Source organism: Tolypothrix tenuis PCC 7101 (assembly GCF_963874875.1).
GTDB lineage: Bacteria > Cyanobacteriota > Cyanobacteriia > Cyanobacteriales > Nostocaceae > Aulosira > Aulosira tenue.
Genome location: NZ_CAWNJS010000001.1, coordinates 2,812,628 through 2,831,726, shown reverse-complemented (window position 1 = coordinate 2,831,726; position 19,099 = coordinate 2,812,628). Strand labels below are relative to the sequence as shown.

Annotated in this window: 14 protein-coding genes; 6 read left to right on the top strand and 8 right to left on the bottom strand. The window is 41.1% G+C overall.

Annotation, left to right across the window (positions count from 1 at the left end):
• The first annotated feature begins 24 nt into the window (after positions 1-24).
• The 3 genes from AACU25_RS11620 (at position 25) to AACU25_RS11610 (ending at position 8,800) form a co-directional block, all read left to right on the top strand.
• The gene (locus AACU25_RS11620) at positions 25-5,007 is read left to right on the top strand and encodes an nSTAND1 domain-containing NTPase (RefSeq protein WP_096575735.1); all 4,983 of its coding nucleotides are present in this window, start codon (positions 25-27) and stop codon (positions 5,005-5,007) included.
• 264 nt (positions 5,008-5,271) lie between these two features.
• On the top strand, positions 5,272-6,450 hold the full coding sequence (gene sat, locus AACU25_RS11615; RefSeq protein WP_096575733.1) for a sulfate adenylyltransferase: 1,179 nt from the start codon (positions 5,272-5,274) through the stop codon (positions 6,448-6,450).
• A gap of 229 nt (positions 6,451-6,679) precedes the next feature.
• Positions 6,680-8,800: a caspase family protein gene (locus AACU25_RS11610; protein WP_096575731.1), complete on the top strand. Its 2,121-nt coding sequence runs from the start codon at positions 6,680-6,682 to the stop codon at positions 8,798-8,800.
• A 326-nt stretch (positions 8,801-9,126) separates the two neighbouring features.
• Here the strand turns inward: AACU25_RS11610 and AACU25_RS11605 are convergent, their stop codons facing one another.
• From AACU25_RS11605 to AACU25_RS11575, 7 genes are all read right to left on the bottom strand, one after another.
• On the bottom strand, positions 9,127-9,636 hold the full coding sequence (locus AACU25_RS11605) for a hypothetical protein (protein WP_096575729.1): 510 nt from the start codon (positions 9,634-9,636) through the stop codon (positions 9,127-9,129).
• A 247-nt stretch (positions 9,637-9,883) separates the two neighbouring features.
• On the bottom strand, positions 9,884-11,320 hold the full coding sequence (locus tag AACU25_RS11600) for an aromatic ring-hydroxylating dioxygenase subunit alpha (RefSeq protein WP_096575727.1): 1,437 nt from the start codon (positions 11,318-11,320) through the stop codon (positions 9,884-9,886).
• 431 nt (positions 11,321-11,751) lie between these two features.
• Complete coding sequence (locus AACU25_RS11595; protein ID WP_096575725.1) at positions 11,752-12,048, bottom strand: putative quinol monooxygenase; 297 nt, start codon at positions 12,046-12,048, stop codon at positions 11,752-11,754.
• Between the two features lie 59 nt (positions 12,049-12,107).
• Positions 12,108-12,752: a methylthioribulose 1-phosphate dehydratase gene (mtnB, locus tag AACU25_RS11590; RefSeq protein WP_096575723.1), complete on the bottom strand. Its 645-nt coding sequence runs from the start codon at positions 12,750-12,752 to the stop codon at positions 12,108-12,110.
• A 9-nt stretch (positions 12,753-12,761) separates the two neighbouring features.
• Entirely contained in the window at positions 12,762-13,391 is a 630-nt protein-coding gene (locus tag AACU25_RS11585; RefSeq protein WP_096575721.1) for an HAD-IB family phosphatase, read from the bottom strand.
• A gap of 36 nt (positions 13,392-13,427) precedes the next feature.
• Positions 13,428-13,979 (bottom strand): 1,2-dihydroxy-3-keto-5-methylthiopentene dioxygenase, encoded by a 552-nt coding sequence (locus tag AACU25_RS11580; RefSeq protein ID WP_096575719.1) that lies wholly within the window; start codon positions 13,977-13,979, stop codon positions 13,428-13,430.
• Between the two features lie 127 nt (positions 13,980-14,106).
• On the bottom strand, positions 14,107-14,352 hold the full coding sequence (locus AACU25_RS11575) for a DUF7219 family protein (protein WP_096575717.1): 246 nt from the start codon (positions 14,350-14,352) through the stop codon (positions 14,107-14,109).
• A gap of 675 nt (positions 14,353-15,027) precedes the next feature.
• Here AACU25_RS11575 and AACU25_RS11570 point away from each other — a divergent pair.
• From AACU25_RS11570 to AACU25_RS36890, 3 genes are all read left to right on the top strand, one after another.
• On the top strand, positions 15,028-15,345 hold the full coding sequence (locus AACU25_RS11570; RefSeq protein ID WP_096575715.1) for a muconolactone Delta-isomerase family protein: 318 nt from the start codon (positions 15,028-15,030) through the stop codon (positions 15,343-15,345).
• 1,146 nt (positions 15,346-16,491) lie between these two features.
• Positions 16,492-17,598: an ATP-dependent 6-phosphofructokinase gene (locus AACU25_RS11565; protein WP_096575713.1), complete on the top strand. Its 1,107-nt coding sequence runs from the start codon at positions 16,492-16,494 to the stop codon at positions 17,596-17,598.
• Positions 17,599-17,948: 350 nt separating this feature from the next.
• Positions 17,949-18,311 (top strand): DUF3011 domain-containing protein, encoded by a 363-nt coding sequence (locus AACU25_RS36890; protein WP_096575711.1) that lies wholly within the window; start codon positions 17,949-17,951, stop codon positions 18,309-18,311.
• A 91-nt stretch (positions 18,312-18,402) separates the two neighbouring features.
• Here the strand turns inward: AACU25_RS36890 and AACU25_RS11560 are convergent, their stop codons facing one another.
• Positions 18,403-19,095 (bottom strand): class I SAM-dependent methyltransferase, encoded by a 693-nt coding sequence (locus tag AACU25_RS11560; RefSeq protein WP_096575709.1) that lies wholly within the window; start codon positions 19,093-19,095, stop codon positions 18,403-18,405.
• Between the last annotated feature and the right edge of the window lie 4 nt (positions 19,096-19,099).

Sequence of the window (19,099 nt, the reverse complement as noted above, 5' to 3'; positions counted from 1 at the left end):
CGATACTTAAATTAATTGGCGACTATGGAAAGAGAAGCACTGGTGATCGGGATTAATCGCTATCCGACGCTAATTGAAAAAGCTAGCGATCGCCCGCCGCATCTCCAAGCACCAGCAATTGATGCTGAAGCCATAGCCCAAGTCTTAGAAACCTATGGCAAGTTCCATGTCGAGCGATTACCAGCAGCTTATAATCAGGATGGCTCCTGGTTTGTCGATCCGCAACAGCAGCTAACAATTAAAGAATTAGAAACAGCAATTGTCCAACTCTTCAACCCCCCTGGACGTAGTATTCCTGATACAGCTTTGTTATTTTTTGCCGGGCATGGTTTACGTAAAGATATAGGTGGAGTCATAGAAGGCTTTTTAGGCACCAGCGATACTTGTCCTTTGATGGGAGATTGGGGACTGTCTCTAGACTGGTTACGTAAACTCTTACAATCATCCCCAGTACGGCAGCAAATAGTTTGGTTAGATTGTTGTCATAGCGGCGAATTTATTAATTTCCATGATGCCGATCCGGGCAGTTTTGAAACTAAGGATAGATGTTTAATTGCAGCTTCCCGTGGCTTTGAAGTCGCTTATGAAGACTTGAGTAGCAATCATGGGATATTGAGTGGCGCATTAGTAGAAGCGCTAAAACCAGAAAATCATGCTGAAGACTGGGTGACAAACTACTCACTGGTTGACTTAGTTCAGCAACAGTTAAAAACTGCCCGTCAGCGTCCTATTTTTCACAACACTGGCGGAGAAATTATCCTCACGGGACAAAAAGAAAAAATTGACCGTGCGGTGTTAATGGCAGAATTCTGCCCCTACAAAGGTTTAGCAGCTTTTGAATTTAATGATTCAGACCCCAAATATTTTTACGGACGCACCGCTTTAACCGATTCGCTGTTAGAAAATATTCGCCAAGGAAATTTTTTAGCTGTGATTGGGGCTTCTGGAAGTGGTAAGTCTAGTGTAGTGAAAGCAGGTTTACTTTATCAGCTGAAATTAGGTAAAAGATTAGGCGGAAGCGATCAATGGGTAATCAAGACTTTTCGCCCCGGAAAATATCCCATGCAGAGTTTAGCTAGAGTATTTGGGCATGGGGAAGAGTTAGCAACGGCTGAAGAATTACTTAACAAAGGTGCAAGCGGATTAACGCAATTAATTCAAACCAAACTGCGATCGCTAGAATTATCCCATGAACTAGAACCTGATGCTAACACTCAGCGTTTCATCCTGGTAATTGACCAATTAGAAGAAGTTTTTACTCTCTGTCAAAATGAAAGGGAGAGACAGCGGTTTTTTGAATGCTTTTTAGGGGCATTAAATAATTCTCTGTTGACAGTTGTAGTGACAATGCGGGCAGATTTCTTTGGCAAATGTGCAGAACAGGAATATGCAGGATTAGCACAGAAAATTCAAGCAAATCTCATTACTGTCACTCCCATGAATAAAAAGGAGTTGACAGAAGCCATTACCCAACCTGCTTATCAAGTAGGTTTAGAAGTGCAACGGGAACTAGTAGAACAAATGTTAGCCGATGTTGAAGGCCCTGGTACTTTGCCTTTGTTGCAATACACCCTGACAGAATTGTGGCGCAAGCGAGAGGTAAATCGCTTAACACTGGCAGAATATAGCCGCCTGGGGGGAGTGAAAGGGACGCTACAAAAACGGGCAGATGAAGTTTATGATGCGTTCGAGACTCAAGAAGAAAAAGCAACTGCTAAACGCATATTTATCGAATTAACTCACTTGGGAGAGGGAATAGAAGATACCCGCAGACAGGTATTTAAAACAGAATTAATCAACTCCCAGGAATCTGCAGCAGTAGTAGAACAAGTACTGAGCAAATTGGCAGATGCGAGATTAGTTGTTACATCAGAACTACAAGCAAGGGGTGAGAGTGAAAAGACAGTGACAGTAGTGGATGTAGCCCATGAAGCACTAATTCGCTATTGGCCAAAGTTGCGTTCTTGGGTAACAGAAAACCGAGTCGCAATCCGTATTGAACGTAAGATTGAAGCAGCAGCACAAGAGTGGGAAAGTAAAAACAAGTCGAAAGATTATCTATTTACCGGGCCAAAATTAGCAGAAGCAGAGAATTTCTTACAAGAATATGGGGAACTCGGTTTACTTTCGCATTTAGCATCTGAGTTTGTTCAAAAAAGCATTCAACAACGCCGGCGAAATAGATGGTTCCAGTTAGGCGCAGTGGCTTCTTTTGTAGCAGTAGTAGCTATAGGGGCGATCGCATCTACAATTTTTGGCTTAGAGTCGCGCAAACAGGAAGCTATTGCTAAAGAACAAGCCCAAAACGCCAAAACTCAAGAAGCTAAAGCGAAAAAATTTGCCGAGGAATCCCGTCAACAGGAAGCTATAGCCAAACAACAAACTGCGATCGCTAAAACTCAGGAAGCCAAAGCTAGAGAATTTGCCAAGGAATCGCGTCAGCAGGAAGCTATTGCCAAACAACAAACTGCGATCGCTAAAAATCAAGAAGCTAAAGCTAAAGAATTTGCTCAAGAATCTCGTCAGCAGGAAGCTATTGCCAAAAACCAAGAAGCTAGAGCCACAAAATTTGCTAAAGAATCACATAAACAGGAAGTTATTGCAAAACAACAAGCAAAAATTGCTAGTTTACGAGAAAAAGCTGCAAATATTAAGAATTTATTGTTAATACAAACAAATGTAGAGCCATTAATTTTAGCAATTCAGGCAACTGGTGAAAGTCAGTCATCCCTTAACAAAGTGCTGAGTGAAGTTCAGTCTAGTTTATCAGAAGCAATAGAAGTTATTCGTGAGCGCAATATTTTCTCCGGACATATAGATAATGTGAATAGACTGGCTTTCAGTCCTGATGGCAAGTATATTGTCAGTAGTAGTCGGGACAACACAGTAAGGTTGTGGGATACAAATGGCAAATTACTCCACATCCTCAATGGTCATACTGATAGTATTAGAGCAGTGGCGTTCAGTTCCGATAGCAAGTATATTGTCACTGGTAGTGATGACAAAACGCTGAGGTTGTGGGATACAAACGGCAAATTACTCCACATCCTCAATGGTCATACCAATATTGTCAATACGGTAGCATTCAGTCCCAATGGCAAGTATATTGTCAGTGGTAGTGATGACAACACGTTGAGGTTGTGGAATATAAGCGGTCAGTTACTACACATCCTCAAAGATCATACTGATAGTATTAGAGCAGTGGCGTTCAGTCCCGATGGCAAGTATATTGTCAGTGGCAGTGATGACAACACGTTGAGGTTGTGGGATATAAGCGGTCAGTTACTCCACATCCTCAATGGTCATACTGATAGTATTAGAGCAGTGGCGTTCAGTCCCGATGGCAAGCATATTGTTAGTGGCAGTGAAGACAGCACGCTAAGGTTGTGGGATGTAAACGGTCAGTTACTCCACACGCTTAACGGTCATACAGAAGAGGTCAATACAGTAGCGTTCAGTCCCGATGGCAAGCATATTGTTAGTGGCAGTGAAGACAGCACACTGAGGTTATGGGATACGAACGGCAATTTGCTTTACACCTTCAATGATCATACAGGATCTGTCAATGCGGTAGCGTTCAGTCCTGATGGCAAGTATATTGTTAGTGGCAGTGATGACAAAACGCTGAAGTTGTGGGATACAAACGGAGATTTGCTCTACACCCTTGATGGTCATACAGGATCTGTCAATGCGGTAGCGTTCAGTCCTGATGGCAAGTATATTGTCAGTGGCAGTGAAGACAAAACGCTGAGGTTGTGGGATACGAACGGCGATTTGCACTACACCCTCATTGATCATACCAATATTGTCAATGCGGTAGTGTTCAGTCCCAATGGCAAATATATTGTCAGTGACAGTTCTGACAACACACTCAAGTTGTGGAATATAAACGGTAAGTTGCTCCACACCCTCAACAGTCATACAAAACCTGTTTTGCCAGTGGCGTTCAGTCCTGATGGCAAGTATATTGTTAGTGGCAGTTCTGACAACACACTCAAGTTGTGGGATACGAACGGTAATTTGCTCCATACCCTCAACGGTCATACCGATATTGTCAATGCGATAGTGTTCAGTCCTAATGGCAAGTATATTGTTAGTGGTAGTTTTGACAACACTTTACGGTTGTGGGATACGAACGGCGATTTGCTCTACACCCTCAACAGTCATACAAAACCTGTTGTGGCACTAGCGTTCAGTCCCGATGGCAAGTATATTATCAGTGGCAGTTATGACAAAACACTGAATTTGTGGGATGCAAACGGTAAGTTGCTCCATATCCTCAAGGGTCATACCCATATAATCAATGCAGTAGCGTTCAGTCCCGATGGCAAGTACATTGTTAGTGGTAGTTCTGACAAAACGCTGAGGTTGTGGGATACGAACGGTAAGTTGCTCCATATCCTCAACGGTCATACCAATATAATCAATGCAGTAGCGTTCAGTCCCGATAGCAAGTATATTGTCAGTAGTAGTTTTGACAAAACGCTGAGGTTGTGGGATACGAACGGTAAGTTGCTCCATATCCTCAACGGTCATACCAATATAATCAATGCAGTAGCGTTCAGTCCCGATGGCAAGTACATTGTCAGTGGTAGTTTTGACAACACTCTACGGTTGTGGGATACAAACGGTAAGTTGCTCCATACCCTCAACGGTCATACAGCACTTATCAAGGCGGCGGCGTTCAGTCCCGATGGCAAGTACATTGTCAGTGGTAGTGAAGACAACACAGTAAGGTTATGGCTTGGTGGTAATTGGCAAGATTGGCTAAAAATAGGGTGCGATCGCTTACACAACCATCCCGCCCTTGTACAAGCCAAAACTGACGAAGCTAAAGGCGCAGCCCAAACCTGTCTCAACTATGCTAACTGGAGCAATACCGAAAAAGCTCAATTTCTGGTTAACCAAGGTCAAGCTTTATCGCAGTTGGATGGAGACATTAAAGGTGCTAACGCTAAATTTAATCAAGCCCGAAAATTAGATCCAAGTGTAATTATTCCCCGTTGAGGGCTATGAAGAAATAGGGGTGAAAGGGGAAGGGGGAAAGGGGAAAGGGTAAATGATTGAATTACATAAGTTTGCGTTATAGTAGTTTTTCTGGATTCTTCTTGTTTAATCCACCAATAAAATTAATGCTTTGCGATGACTTACCCATACAAGATTAAACACAAGCTGTAGTAATTCCCGAAACTCTTTTTATCTGTGTACCAGCATTTTGATAAGTTAGTACATAGTTTGAAACAATTACCTTAACTCGAAGAGGGGATTACGTTGAGTCACCATCCAGAAGCCATAGCCCCGCACGGTGGACAGTTGGTTAATCGCATTGCCACACCAGAACAAAGAGAAGAGTTTCTCTCGAAGGCTGAGTTTTTGCCAAGAGTGCAACTTGACGAGCGAGCCGTTTCTGATTTAGAGATGATTGCGATCGGCGGTTTTAGTCCACTCAAAGGTTTTATGAACCAGGAAGACTACGATCGCGTGGTTACGGAAATGCGCCTAGCTAATGGTCTTGTTTGGTCAATTCCTATTACACTGTCGGTAACCGAAGAAGTAGCTTCCCCACTCAAGGAAGGTGGCTTAATTCGTCTGGATAACCCCAATGGCGAGTATATCGGGGTTTTACAGCTATCCCAAAAGTATACCTACGACAAAACCCGCGAAGCTATTAATGTCTATCGCACTGATGATGCTAAACATCCAGGCGTACAAGTACTCTATAACCAAGGGTCTGTAAATCTGGCTGGTGATGTCTGGCTATTACAACGCGATCCCCATCCTCATTTTCCCGCCTACCAAATCGATCCTGCCGCATCTCGGCAAATGTTCCAAACTAAAGGCTGGAAAACTATCGTTGGCTTTCAAACTCGCAACCCCATCCACCGCGCCCATGAATATATTCAAAAGTGCGCTTTGGAAATTGTAGATGGTCTATTTTTACATCCATTAGTAGGGGCAACAAAAGAAGATGACATCCCGGCTGATGTGCGGATGCGCTGCTATGAAATTTTGCTGGAACATTACTATCCTGTGGATCGGGTGATTTTGGCAATTAACCCAGCCGCTATGCGTTACGCTGGCCCCAGAGAAGCCATTTTCCATGCTTTAGTTCGTAAGAACTACGGTTGTACTCACTTTATTGTGGGACGTGATCATGCTGGCGTTGGTGATTACTATGGCACCTACGATGCTCAATACATCTTTGATGAATTTGAGCCAGGCGAATTAGGGATTGTTCCCATGATGTTTGAACACGCGTTTTACTGTACCCGTACCAAACAAATGGCGACAACCAAAACTAGTCCCAGCAAACCAGAAGAACGTGTTCACCTGTCGGGAACCAAAGTTAGAGAAATGCTGCGCCGAGGTGAACTACCTCCCCCAGAATTTTCTCGTCCAGAGGTAGCGGCGGAGTTAGCAAGAGCAATGAAAGTGCAAGTTTTGGCTTAGGGACTGGGGACTAGGGACTGGGGACTGGGGAGATGGGGTGACAAGGGGACAGGAAGATATTCCAATTACCAATTACCTATTACCCATTACCCATTACCAATGCCCCATGCCCCATGCCCCTTGCCCCTTGCCCCTTGCTATTCCCAAACAGTATCGAGTTTAACTTTACACTACAGGCTTTAGCCCTTTAAGCTGTTATGCTGATGGGCTGAGGGCTGATAGCGAATTTATGAAGCGTCGGACTTTTTTACAACGGATTGGTTCAACTCTCGCAGTTTTGGGTATAACTGAGGCTGAGTGGTTGAACTGGGGAAATCGCTATTACCAAGCGTTAGCGCAACCTAGCGTGCGTAAGTTGGCATTGTTGGTTGGCATTAATCAATACTCCCAAAATCCTGCTTTGAGTGGGTGTTTGACTGATGTTGAACTGCAAAAAGAACTGCTGATGCATCGCTTTGGCTTCCCTGCAGCCAATATTCTGACTTTAACGGAAGAACAAGCTAACCGAGAATTTATCGAAGCGGCTTTTTTAGAACATCTGGGTAAGCAAGCGAGAACAGGCGATGTTGTTGTGTTTCACTTTAGCGGCTACGGTACTCGCATCAAAGTAGAAGCCGATCAAGTGCAAAATGCAATCATCGCAGCTAATACACAAAATGGGCAAAATAGCAATTATTTATTAGAAGAAACTTTATTATTATTGTTGCGATCGCTCTCTACAGATCGGGTCACTGCGGTATTAGATACTAGCTACTATGCACCAAATAGTGCTGGGTTACCAGGCTTAAGAGTGCGTTCTCGTCCCGAAGTAAATAGTCAGCTAGCAACAGCAGAACAGGAATTTCTTAAACAGCTAAAAACGCAAAATTCTCTCATTAAGGGAGAAGTTACCCCACCCTTGCTATTATCCGCCACAGGAGATTCCCAGCAAGCCGCGCGGGAAGTATTGCTATCAGGTTTTAGTGCGGGGTTATTTACCTACGCTTTGACACAATATTTATGGGAAGTTACACCAACTAAGACAATTCAAGTCAGCCTTTCCCAGGTAGAAACGGCGATGCGTAAGCTGGGTAGCAAGCAGCAGCCAGCTTTAGTCAGTAGTAAGAAAAATCCCCAAGCGGCTTTAATTGCAGATAATTTTGCCCCTAATATCTCAGTTGGGGGTGAAGGTGCAATTACAGCCATAGAAGAAGATGGCAAAACCGTAAGTTTATGGTTAGCGGGATTACCACCCCAAGTATTGGAAAACTACAGTATTAACTCCCGATTTAGCTTAGTTACCGGAGAACCGCTAATATTGCGATCGCGTGCTGGGTTAACAGCTAAAGCACAACTTTCTACTAGTAATCCTACTAATCCTTTACAAGTAGGGCAACTGGTACAAGAAACTGTGCGCGTTTTACCCCGCAGTATCAGTTTAATTGTCGCTTTAGATACAGCATTAGAAAGAATTGAACGAGTAGATGCTACCAGCGCTTTTGCTTCCATCGCTCATGTTTCGGCTGTCGTGGCGGGAGAACAACCAGCAGATTATCTATTTGGCAAACTTTCACAAACTCCTACACGCTACAATTTATTTTCTCTCAGTGGCGAAGCCATACCTAACATTGCTGGCGAACCCGGAGAAGCGGTAAAAATCGCAGTGCAAAAGGTTGCACCGAAATTCCCGACATTGTTAGCAGCCAAATTATGGCGACTTACCGAAAATGAAGGTTCTTCCCGGTTAGCTATTAAAGCCAGCCTGGAGATTATTAACACTTTGTCGCCGCGTGTAGTTATGCAACGAGAAACCATGCGGACTCTGGGTAATGATACAGCAATCAACAAATCACCCAGCACTAGGATTGTACCCATTGGTAGTAAATTGCAATATCGCTTACAAAATTTAGGCGATCGCGCCGTATATTTAATCTTACTGGGATTAAAGAATAACAGAAGTGCGATCGCATTTTATCCCTGGCAAACTTCCTCAGAACCCAACAGTTCCCCAGCTAAACCCTTGGTGAAACAATTAGTCATCGCCCCAGGTGAAACATTTACCTTACCACAAAGCGCTGCGGCTGCTGAATGGGTAATTCCAGGCCCAGCTTATGAATGCGAACATCAACTAATTTTTAGCACCAGTCCCTTCAATGAAACCCTAACTACTTTGGAAACCGCTAAAAATCAGACGACAGATCAACAACCCATCGGCCCATTATTAAATCCCTTAGAAGTCGCTCAAGCTTTACTACAAGATTTACATAATGCCAGCCCTGTGAAAACAGAAATTAACGTTACTGCTGCCGATTCTTATGTATTAGATGTAAACAATTGGGCAACTCTCAGCTTTAATTTTCAAGTTGTTTAGAACAGCTTACATTAATTTTTTCAAAGCTGTTTTAATCATTTTTACTTACCAATTTAATATAAAAAAATTGCATTTTTGTAGACAAATCGGTAGGGGCACGGCATCCACAATCTTTTGGTATATCAAATATCTTATACCAATTCAAATAATGTTTGCGACAGATAAATTCCATGTAGGGGCACGGCATCCACAATCTTTTGGTATATCAAATATCTTACAGGTGCCGTGCCCTCACCCATCTGTCGCGTTCTTTTTTCAAAATGGTATTACTGTTGCCGTGCCCTCTATAATATTATTGATGTGTCGCCAACATTATTTATTTGATATTATCTCTCCGGCTTGTCATTATCAACAGCCAAAAAGAAGTGAACATAATTAGGATAAATATCCATAAAATAACCATGTTCCACGTATATCCCCCCACCAAGTTCCAAAAATTTGATTAATGGCTCATAAGGGTCAGAAAGACTATTGTTAGGAACTGCATCAATTTCTTTTAGATAGCACCAAGATAAATAATTATATAACCCTTGAATAACATAACTTCTCCCCCGCCAAGGTTGTATCCGGTTGCTATCTTTTAACTCTTCCAACCATTCCACCATGAAACATGGGAGTTCGATATTAGGGCGAATTTGGATAGCAAGATTTTGAAAAATATGCCTTTGCTCACTTTGCAAAAATTTTGCCCATTCTCTAATTCGTGAAAGAAATTCTACCATTAGTTCTGTTAGTCTTTCGTCTTTTTCTCCCATGCCCAGCCTATCCCATTGAATAGCTTGAAGCCTTGCAAAACCACTATTCAAATCTTCTGAAATTAGAGAATTACTAGGCATAAAAATATATTCAAATACTGATTATTAATAGCAATTCAAAGAATATTTGCGACAGATAAATTCTTTGTAAAGGCACGGCATCCGCAATCTTTTTGCATATCAAATATTTTACTGGTGCTGTGCCCCTACCCATCTGTCGCGTTCTTTTTTCAAAATGGTATAAATATTTAAGTGAAAAAGGCAAAGGAAAAAGGCAGATAAAAACCTTTCACCCTTACCCTTTAACCTTTCCCCCAAACCAATATTTCTACCTCTTGCGTTCAGGTAAATTTCTCGGCGGGACTTCCTTACCTTCGTAAAATCGTCTCTCAAACTTGCCTAAACCAAACCATATTCCGCCACCAAGCAAAGTAGCAACGCTAGATATAGCAACAGTAATTGGAGAAACTTCACCCTGAATCAACATGACTAAAGGCAATAAACCCCAAATCAATGCTGTGACTACAGCTAATCCCAGCCGCAACCGTTGCAGATTTTTCAAAGCGGTGCTGCAGCTAGCGCAGTGTTTGGTGTGAGAATGGTATCTATCAAGTAAAACTTCTTTGGGTAGCGGTGGTGCTAAACTATCTCCCGGAAAAGATTCCGCACTATATTGATTCACCCAGGAACGCAACTGCGAGACAAAACTATCGGCGGTGGTTGGCAAATAGAACGCCTTATTAAAGTTAGCGCTACCACCACGCTTTTCTAAATACCGTTCTTGATAATGTAGGAAAATTTGGTCATCTTCCAGCACACTATTTTGACCGATGTGTGAGTACCAACGGGGAGTTAATTTGAGGAATATTCCTGGTAATTTGGAAGATAATTTAAAAGGAAAGCGGGCAAATAACCGACATTCTCCCTTACGAATGGGAGTTGCATACACTACTGTGAGTGTCCTGCCAAACTGCTTAGATGTCAAATCATGCCACATTAATCCAGGCGCAATAAAAGTAGTATCTTGTCGCCCTAAAGTGCCTTTGCGCGGCCCTTCTTCCCAAATACCTTTAAAGCCCCATTTTCCAGATTCTACAACTTCTAATTCCACCGCAGACACATTAGCGCGGTTACCGACAGTGCGGTGGTGGGTGTAAGGGATATGGCTGGAGTCGAGGACGTTTTCCATCAACGTTAAGGCATCATAAGGTATGTCTCGAAAAGTATTTAAACATACCCAGCCATCAGCATCTTCTTCTAAAACATCGACAACCGGAACTTTTGTCTGTGGCGCATTTTCAGGCTTACCAGGATAAACAAACAAAAGTCCTTGACGCACTGTGGTAGGTAGTGAAGTAGCACAAGCACGTTGGGATACTTCCGCCTTTCCTCCGGCTTTTTGCTGGGGAATTACCTCACACTTACCCGTTCCCGAAAAAGCCCAGCCATGATAGGGACATTCTATCCAGCCGTCTTCATTTATTCTGCCTTCGGAAAGTGGCGCTAAACGATGCGGACATTGGTCTTCAAAAGCCCGCCAAGTATTTTCATTATTATCCCACCACAAAACTAAATCTCGTTCTAGCAAAGTAAAGCGAGTTAGCTGAGATTTATCTAAATCTTCAATGTAAGCGACAGGATACCAAACTTCCTGCCAGTCAAAGCGATTGGGATCGAGTCCACCAGCAGTCAGGTTTTGTGATCCTTCGGGTTGAGAAATTAGGTTGAGAGAATTTTCCTCTGAGTGTAAAACACTTTGAGACATGGTGGAATCTGTCAAAAATAAGGGTATATGGGGAGTAAGGATGCTGAAACTAGGTGTTTGGTGACTTTTTACGGTTAACTGTCAACGAAATTCCATATCGCCACACCCTTACACCCCTTTTTAGTCAACAAATATTTGTCTATCTATAAGAAATGTAACAATTTTTCTACGATAATGGAGCGCCAGACTGGAGAAATCAACCAATAGTGTGAATTTATAAGTTAGACAATCACGAGAAAATCTCACAATCAAATATGAAAAGCTATCTCTATTCTTTAACCCCTAGCCTCAGCGACTTATTTTGTATGTGGTAGCCATGACTTTAACTCTGAATTTTGAAGCTTTGCACTTTTTCATTGGTAAGGATTTCAAACTCATTTACGTTTCTTAAGATGAGATTTATGACGATTTTCCCAGTCTTAGTTTTGGCGCTATGCTACCAAATAATAACGACGAATATCTGGTGGTGCAGCCACCAAACTTTGCAGTTTTGCGGCTGCTGCTTGCAAATGGGCTGAATTTAAATGAGTATCCAAAGCATCATTAGAAGCCCATTCCTCTACAAAAGTGAAATCTGTAGGATCGTTCTGGTTTTGCAAGAGTTCATACTTGATAGCACCTGCTTCTTGTCTGGTTGGTTCAATTAATTCCAGCAGAACTGCTTTAATTTCTTCTACTTTGTCAGGTAAAGCAGTTACATGGGCAACAACGCGAATAGTTTGAGTCATTTGGTGTTGGGTGTTTGGTGTTGGGTGTTTGGTGTTTGAGGTTTGGGGTTTGTGATTTTTTATTTGTTTCCTGTTCCTGTGCTACTTATCATACGCTCAGTAACCATGTAGCGAAAGATGTATTCTAATATCTCAATATAATTACGGGCTGCTGTGGGGGAAGATGCCCAAGCTGTGACACCATGATCTCGAATTAGGAGGGCTGGTATTTGCACAGAATTAGCTGTGAAGCGCTGCTGGATGTCTGCAGCAATGCGTGCAACTTGTAAATGATTGGCAAAAATAGGCAAGAAACAACAGGGGTTTTTTTGGTAAACTCCTAAACCTTTAAGCATTTCTAATGGTGGTAAGAGGAGATTATCTTCTAAGGTAAAGCGGGAAACTAAGTTAGATTCAACAGAATGGATATGGTAACAGGCTTGTGCTTCTGGGAAGAGGGTATAGATGATTTGGTGAATAGCAGTTTCTGCTGAAGGTTGTAAATCTGCTGAGGCTTTTTCTAATATTCCATCTGGATAAACACGCACAAAATCGCTGGGTAATAATTCTCCTTTAGACTTACCGCTAGCTGTAATCCAGAAGCTATCATCGGGGAGACGAATCGAAAGATTACCCGCTGTGCCCACCATCCAACCTTGTTGGTAAAAACTGCGGGCAGTATCAATTAGTTGAATAAGGGCATCATCTAAGATTCGGCGAGTCATAGAATGGGATTACTTCCATAATTTCACTAAATAATCTCTAATTTGCAAGAAATCATTCCAAGGAATGTAGGATTTTTGATGTTCATCTAGATATTCTGCCAGGCGATCGCGCGCAAAAACTAGATTAGCTTCCAGTGCCATATTTAAATCAGTCAGCGAGTCACCGATCGCAATCTTCTGATATGCCGGATATTTTGACATGACTTGTACTTTGGCAATCAGTTCTGTACCTGCTTCATATTGAGAATTGACTTTTAAAAAATTACCACTAGTTTCTACATCCACAGCATAGATTGCATGAACTCGCTGCACTCGGTTATCTAATACAGTTTCCACCATTCCCCGCAATCCCCCCGAAACTACAACTAAGGGAACTCCTTGAAACTCTAGTAAATCTAAAAGTTCTACAAATCCCTTGCGGATTGGCTGTAGTTGAGTAAATTCTAAAATTTCGCTGTAGCGTGAAGACGGAATTGATTCCAGGATAGTTCTCACTCCTTCCCGCAGTGTCACCCGTCTTGCATACATTTCTGGAAGTAATTTGGTAGATAGTTGTGGTGCAAACTTTTTGAGAACTGCAACAAAGGTTTCTTCGACTGTAATTGTGCCATCAAAGTCGCAAAAGACAATTCGCCTCACATCCTCTCCTCTTAAGTCCAGATTTCTCAGTATTCCTCAGGCTGTAGCCTGAAAAATACGAATTGCTCTAGCTGTGTACTCAGGAACCCAACCTTCAGTACTAATAAAATAGCGTACTGCTTTAACTCGCCTTTTGGGAGTCAAATAAAACCAGTGTTCGGTTCTAGCTGGTACGTTGATGTATTCTTCTGGTTGCACTGTCAGTTCTACTTGGCTACCATCAGGACGTACAAAGCCAAAAACCGCTTCACCATCAATAATGTAGCGAACTTCATCATCTGCATGGGTATGGATGCTGGCAAACTTTGCCATCGAATCATCAAGGTTAGGAATTCCAGGATGTAAGACAACCAAATCCCGAGATTGATAACCTGCTGTTTGTTGCAACTCCTCAAAATAGCCATCTAAAGCTTGAAGCACTTGTTCTTTCTCATCTTCGTTGAGGCTATCTTGTGCTAATAAGCGCTTTAATTCCGAGTTTTCACCTACAGTCCAGTAATTGAGTTGAATATTTAGTGATGCCAATTCGCGTGTAATATCTGCAATATTCTGATATTCTGTACCGTTTTCTAATCTTAAAATTGCCATAAATATTCCTTATACAAGACAATTACATCGTATTTGTACTTGTTGCGTTTCATTGAAGCTATATAACAGTGTAGCGAAAGTTTTACTAGTAATTCTAGTAGTTTCTGCTTTGCGATGAATAACCTAATTATTTGCTTTTTAGTTCTTTCCTAGTACGCTTTAATTGTTTCCACAACAGATGAATTTGGTGATAAGCTTCTTCTGGAGAGAGTTTGCCACCTGTTTGTAAGTCACAAATATAACTCACACGTTGAGAAAATTCTTGGAGAGTAGCATTAAAAGCTAGATATTCTGGTTGAAACTGACCGTAATAAGAATTACGCGGATATAAGAAATCGCATAGTTCGGAGAGGAAATCAGATTCTTGTTGCATATCAGTTTACCTTGCTTATTAATTGGCTATTGCAATTTTTTCAGGTATAGAAGAAAAGTAGTAGGTAGGTAGGTAAAAATTACCTACCTACTACTTGCAGAGGTTAGGAGAAAGCTTCCAGTTTCATGATCAATTGATCCATTTTTTTATCAGCATAGTTTCATTGAAATTAAAGTTTCATTATTTGAGTTAATAATTAATAAGTTGACAATAATGATTCCTACATTTTAAGAAAGGTAGCAGATGAATATCCTTATCCATCTGCTAGGTAGAAACGGAGGTATAAACTTGATTACATAATGTTCATAATATGATTATTGCAACTGGTTACACTAAAACGAATGAAGTAGGGAGTAACTAGAGAATAGATGTTAGAGACTAGGAAAAATTTACTAAACTGTTTTACTCAACACTCAGAAGTTGTTTGAAGCTAGCTATTCTCAGGTAGAATCCGTTGTTGTAGCTGGAAATTAACCATCATGCTTGCATTAGTAATTTAGATTAACACCATTAAATCGATAGAGATACAGTATTTATATTTGTTTAAGAATTATGGCACATGATGCTATACGAAGCAAGGGTTTTTGAAAAACAAAATTGTATTTATCAATGCATAAAACCCCATGCTCTTGCTGAGGTATTAGTATATTTAGTGCTAATTGAGGAAAAATACTTATGCTATATCATTTAGATTTTCATGTAGAGTACCCTGATGAAATGTCTCAGCCTGAACTTTTTAAAATTTGGGCTGAGGAAGCAGATGCAGCTTTAACAGCTAAACAAGCAGGCGTAGTTGTTGATCTATGGAAGTGTGTTGGCGTGCGCCGTGTGATTGCAATTGTTGATGTTCCCACTCCTGATTTGCTAGATCAAATTCTCTTGGATTTACCAATCATGCAGAAACTTGGTCAATCGGTACAAGTTCACGTAACTCCTCTTCGGAAATATGAGGACTTTGCTAATGATGTAAAAGCTCGTTTGGATAGAAAGTAAGCTATTTTGCATTTAATTTGCATAGTTACTTATAAGGATTGTCCAAAGTCAAAAGCCCAAGTTTATCCTTTGTAGCTGAGTCTACTTCAGAAAGATGGTGCGTTACGGCTAATTTGCACTCTCTTGAGTTCCAAAATCCTTGCACAGCCGTAACACACCCTACATATTGACTTTAATAAATAGCCTCTTATTGGCTAGATTTACTAGAAATCGTCTGTGGTGTCCAAGTAGGGCCTGTACAACGCGGCCCTTCTGATGTCCAGATGAGTTTATCTAAACACATTTGCCGTGCTGTCATGTTCTTTGTCCAATATCTTTTGCTGTGACTGATATGCAAAGGTATACGCTATGAGTAGTTTATGGATATCAAAGCAATTACATAACTAAGTCAAATATGACAATATGCAAATAATTATTAAATATTTTTTACAAGTTTATGAAATAGCAAAATTAAACCTGAAAATCAGCCTGGTGACTTTTTCATAAATTTTGTGAACGCAAAAATCAAACTTTTTATGAGCAAGTGATTGTAAATTGACGTGAGAATTAAGATTAGGTACATAATTGATATTTTTCTGCTGTGAAACTAATGAAGTGGGAAAGGCAGAAACATATCATCTTCAGACAATTGGATATTTTATTGTCTGCAAGTTACCTCAAACCAAACTTCTAGCTGGACAGCGAAAAACCTTAAATCTAAAATCTCATCGCATTTGTGAAAAAGAATGCTAAAAATACATCTGGTAGAAGTCCTAAGCTTTCTACTCTGAGAAATCATTGTGGTAGCAAAAATTTTTTGCATTGGTAGAAAATTCAAAATTGCCGTAAAGTGCGATCGCCTGTATACAGAATTACTCCATCCTCACAAGTTCCTCAAATTTGTTACATACCCTTTCTATAGAACTAAAAATAGGGGTTACACTCTCGAAACCAGGACAAAGGCACTATTACTCAGCTTTTTGCTGAGAAACTTGGCAAGTATGGCAGATGGTTAGCACCTGGCATTTTGACATCCTGAGCAAACTCCCTCCCAGTTGATGAGCCATAATTCAGCTGCTTTATGGACTGGTGAGATGAAGCCAGTTAAACCGTATTTTTGATTGGTTAGATTTATTTCCTGAAAGGGAGTGTTTAAATTTAAATTGTATGAAAACACAAAAACGTTTAGGTATTCTTACTAGTGGTGGCGACTGTCCGGGACTGAATACAGTCATTCGTGCAGTTGTCAGCAATGCGACCCTCACCTATGACTGGCAGGTGTTGGGGATTCCTTATGCAACAAAGGGTTTGCTAGAAACGAAGGCGATTCCTCTGTCTCTGCACTGTTTAGATTTGCGGGGTATAGATCCTTTACTGAGCATGGGTGGCACGATTCTCGGTAGTATCAACCAAGGCGATACTATGACTCAGATTGATGATATTTTAGCTGGCTACCAAGCATTAGAATTGGATGCTTTGATTGGGATTGGTGGCGATGGTAGTTTAGGCATTCTCAACGAGCTGAGTAAGAAGGGAAATTGGCAATTTATTGGTATTCCCAAAACTATAGATAATGATGTTGCTTTAACAGAACGAGTAGTAGGGTTTGATACTGCAGTTAATACAGTTGTGGATGCACTCAATCGTCTTACATACACCGCAGCTAGTCACGATCGCGTGATGATTGTGGAAGTCATGGGACGTACAGCCGGTCATTTAGCGCTACATTCTGGGATTGCAGGTGGTGCAGATGTCATCCTCATTCCAGAGATTCCTTACACAATTAAAGATGTCTGCGACCATCTCAGGTTATTACGCAATCGCTGGGGACGCAGATTTGCAATTATTGTGGTGGCAGAAGGTGCAAAAACAGCAATAGACTTTTCTTATGCATCCTGTGGACAACCTACTTGTGGTATCGGTCAGCAGATTGCGGAAGAAATTCGCAGCTACAGCAATCAGCACATAGATATTCGTGTTTCTGTTTTAGGACATATCCAAAGAGGCGGAATTCCCTCAGCTTTAGACAGATTAATTGCCACAGCCTTTGGTAAAGCCGCAGTAGATTTAGTTGCTAACGGACAATCGGGAAAAATGGTGGCTTGGCAAAACAATGAAGTTGTGGCGTTTCCTTTAGAGACAGTTTTGAGTCAAAGTCCTGCACTTGTAGACCCAAATAATTATCTGGTGCAAACAGCGCGATCGCTTGGTATTTATATCGGTAATCCCACAATTCAATCTTTAGAAGAATCACCCTATTTAAGTTGTTGCTGAGGTTGTTCTTAATAAAGTTAAAGTACGCACTGCCTATATTAGATATTTTCAGACACTATGTAAGGGCGAAATCAATTTTCGCCCTTGTGAATGATGCTAGTTGCTGATGCGTTACGCTATCGCTAACGCATCCTACTACGTGAACTCCAAAAATTAAATATGAATCCTATAGTTAGGTTTGGAGTAAAGATATTTGGGAGTGAAAATATTAACAAAAATAGGTCTTATTGTATTCCTATTGTATGCAGTTATAGCCGCCAAAATTATCATCCTAAGGTAGAGTTTTTGATAAAAAATAGGGGCTAATATAAGATGTATCTGGAAATTTTAGAATACATCTAAGCTTTAATATGACTATGCGCTTTCCACTAATTGCTGCGACCTTCATGGCAACTAGCCTTAGCCTGGGTGCGTTTTTTAGTATGGCTTCTCCAGCTTCAGCTCAACAGGTTATTACTTGTGAAAGTCAGAACAATCGCACGAACATCTGTTCAATACCTGCAACAGGTAGAGTAAGACTTGTTAGGCAATTATCTAACAATAGTTGTAGAAATAATTGGGGCTATAACAGAAATCGGATTTGGGTAAGGAATGGTTGTCGTGCTGAATTCGCAATTGGTAATCGCAGAAACAACAGAAATACAAGATACGATAGATATGATAGATACGACAGATACGACAGATACGATAGAAATGACGGATACGGCAGATAGGAAAAGAGCTAAAGTTCAAGAAGTTTTAAACATTTGATATTTGACGCTGAACAGCTTGGTTGTGAACAATCATAAACTTGTAAAAGCCTTGTTAATAAATCAGTTTTACGGGCTTATGATATTGAATTCTTACTTGTCTAACATCAGTTTCTTGAGACTCTAAAAATTCAATCTGCTCTACTTTATGTAAGCCTAAATTTTCTAACTCTGCTAATTCAGCGTTAGATAACGACCAAGGCGGGCCGGAGGGTTCCATTTCTGTATCTCGTACGCGAGTAATTATTAAGAGTGTGCCGCTAGGAGCAACAATATCAGCGATAGAATTAATAATAGAAGAACGTAAATTTAAGGGCAAAGCTTGAATATTGCGACATTCAAAGACAAAATCAAAGCCAAGATGCCATTCTGAGGGAATTGCCAATAAATCTGCGATTACATATTTCACAGTCGAATCAGGAAATCGCTGTTGACACCAGGCGATCGCAGTCGGTGAAATATCAAAGGCTGTTACCTCAAATCCCAGTTTGGCTAAGGCTTCCGCATCATCTCCTAAGCCACAGCCTATTACTAATGCTTTTTTTCCTTGAGCAGAAAACGGATGATTTGTTAGCCAATCTTGCAAATAAGGATGAGGTGCTAACTTTGCCCAAGGTACTTGTGCTGCATCACCTTTAGCTTCGGCATATAAAACTTCAAACCATGCCGATGGTGATGATTTTTCTAAAGCTTCTGTCGCTAATTGTTGAACGCGAAGGCGTAATTGTTCGGGTTGTTGTTCTAGCATAGAA

Excerpts from the sequence above, each read along its gene's own strand:
- AACU25_RS11575 (WP_096575717.1), bottom strand. The coding sequence starts at position 14,352 with ATGCAACAAGAATCTGATTTCCTCTCCGAACTATGCGATTTCTTATAT.
- AACU25_RS11570 (WP_096575715.1), top strand. The coding sequence starts at position 15,028 with ATGCTATATCATTTAGATTTTCATGTAGAGTACCCTGATGAAATGTCT.
- AACU25_RS11565 (WP_096575713.1), top strand. The coding sequence starts at position 16,492 with ATGAAAACACAAAAACGTTTAGGTATTCTTACTAGTGGTGGCGACTGT.
- AACU25_RS36890 (WP_096575711.1), top strand. The coding sequence starts at position 17,949 with ATGACTATGCGCTTTCCACTAATTGCTGCGACCTTCATGGCAACTAGC.
- AACU25_RS11605 (WP_096575729.1), bottom strand. The coding sequence starts at position 9,636 with ATGCCTAGTAATTCTCTAATTTCAGAAGATTTGAATAGTGGTTTTGCA.
- AACU25_RS11595 (WP_096575725.1), bottom strand. The coding sequence starts at position 12,048 with ATGACTCAAACTATTCGCGTTGTTGCCCATGTAACTGCTTTACCTGAC.
- AACU25_RS11610 (WP_096575731.1), top strand. The coding sequence starts at position 6,680 with ATGAAGCGTCGGACTTTTTTACAACGGATTGGTTCAACTCTCGCAGTT.
- AACU25_RS11580 (WP_096575719.1), bottom strand. The coding sequence starts at position 13,979 with ATGGCAATTTTAAGATTAGAAAACGGTACAGAATATCAGAATATTGCA.
- mtnB (WP_096575723.1), bottom strand. The coding sequence starts at position 12,752 with ATGACTCGCCGAATCTTAGATGATGCCCTTATTCAACTAATTGATACT.
- AACU25_RS11560 (WP_096575709.1), bottom strand. The coding sequence starts at position 19,095 with ATGCTAGAACAACAACCCGAACAATTACGCCTTCGCGTTCAACAATTA.
- AACU25_RS11600 (WP_096575727.1), bottom strand. The coding sequence starts at position 11,320 with ATGTCTCAAAGTGTTTTACACTCAGAGGAAAATTCTCTCAACCTAATT.
- AACU25_RS11620 (WP_096575735.1), top strand. The coding sequence starts at position 25 with ATGGAAAGAGAAGCACTGGTGATCGGGATTAATCGCTATCCGACGCTA.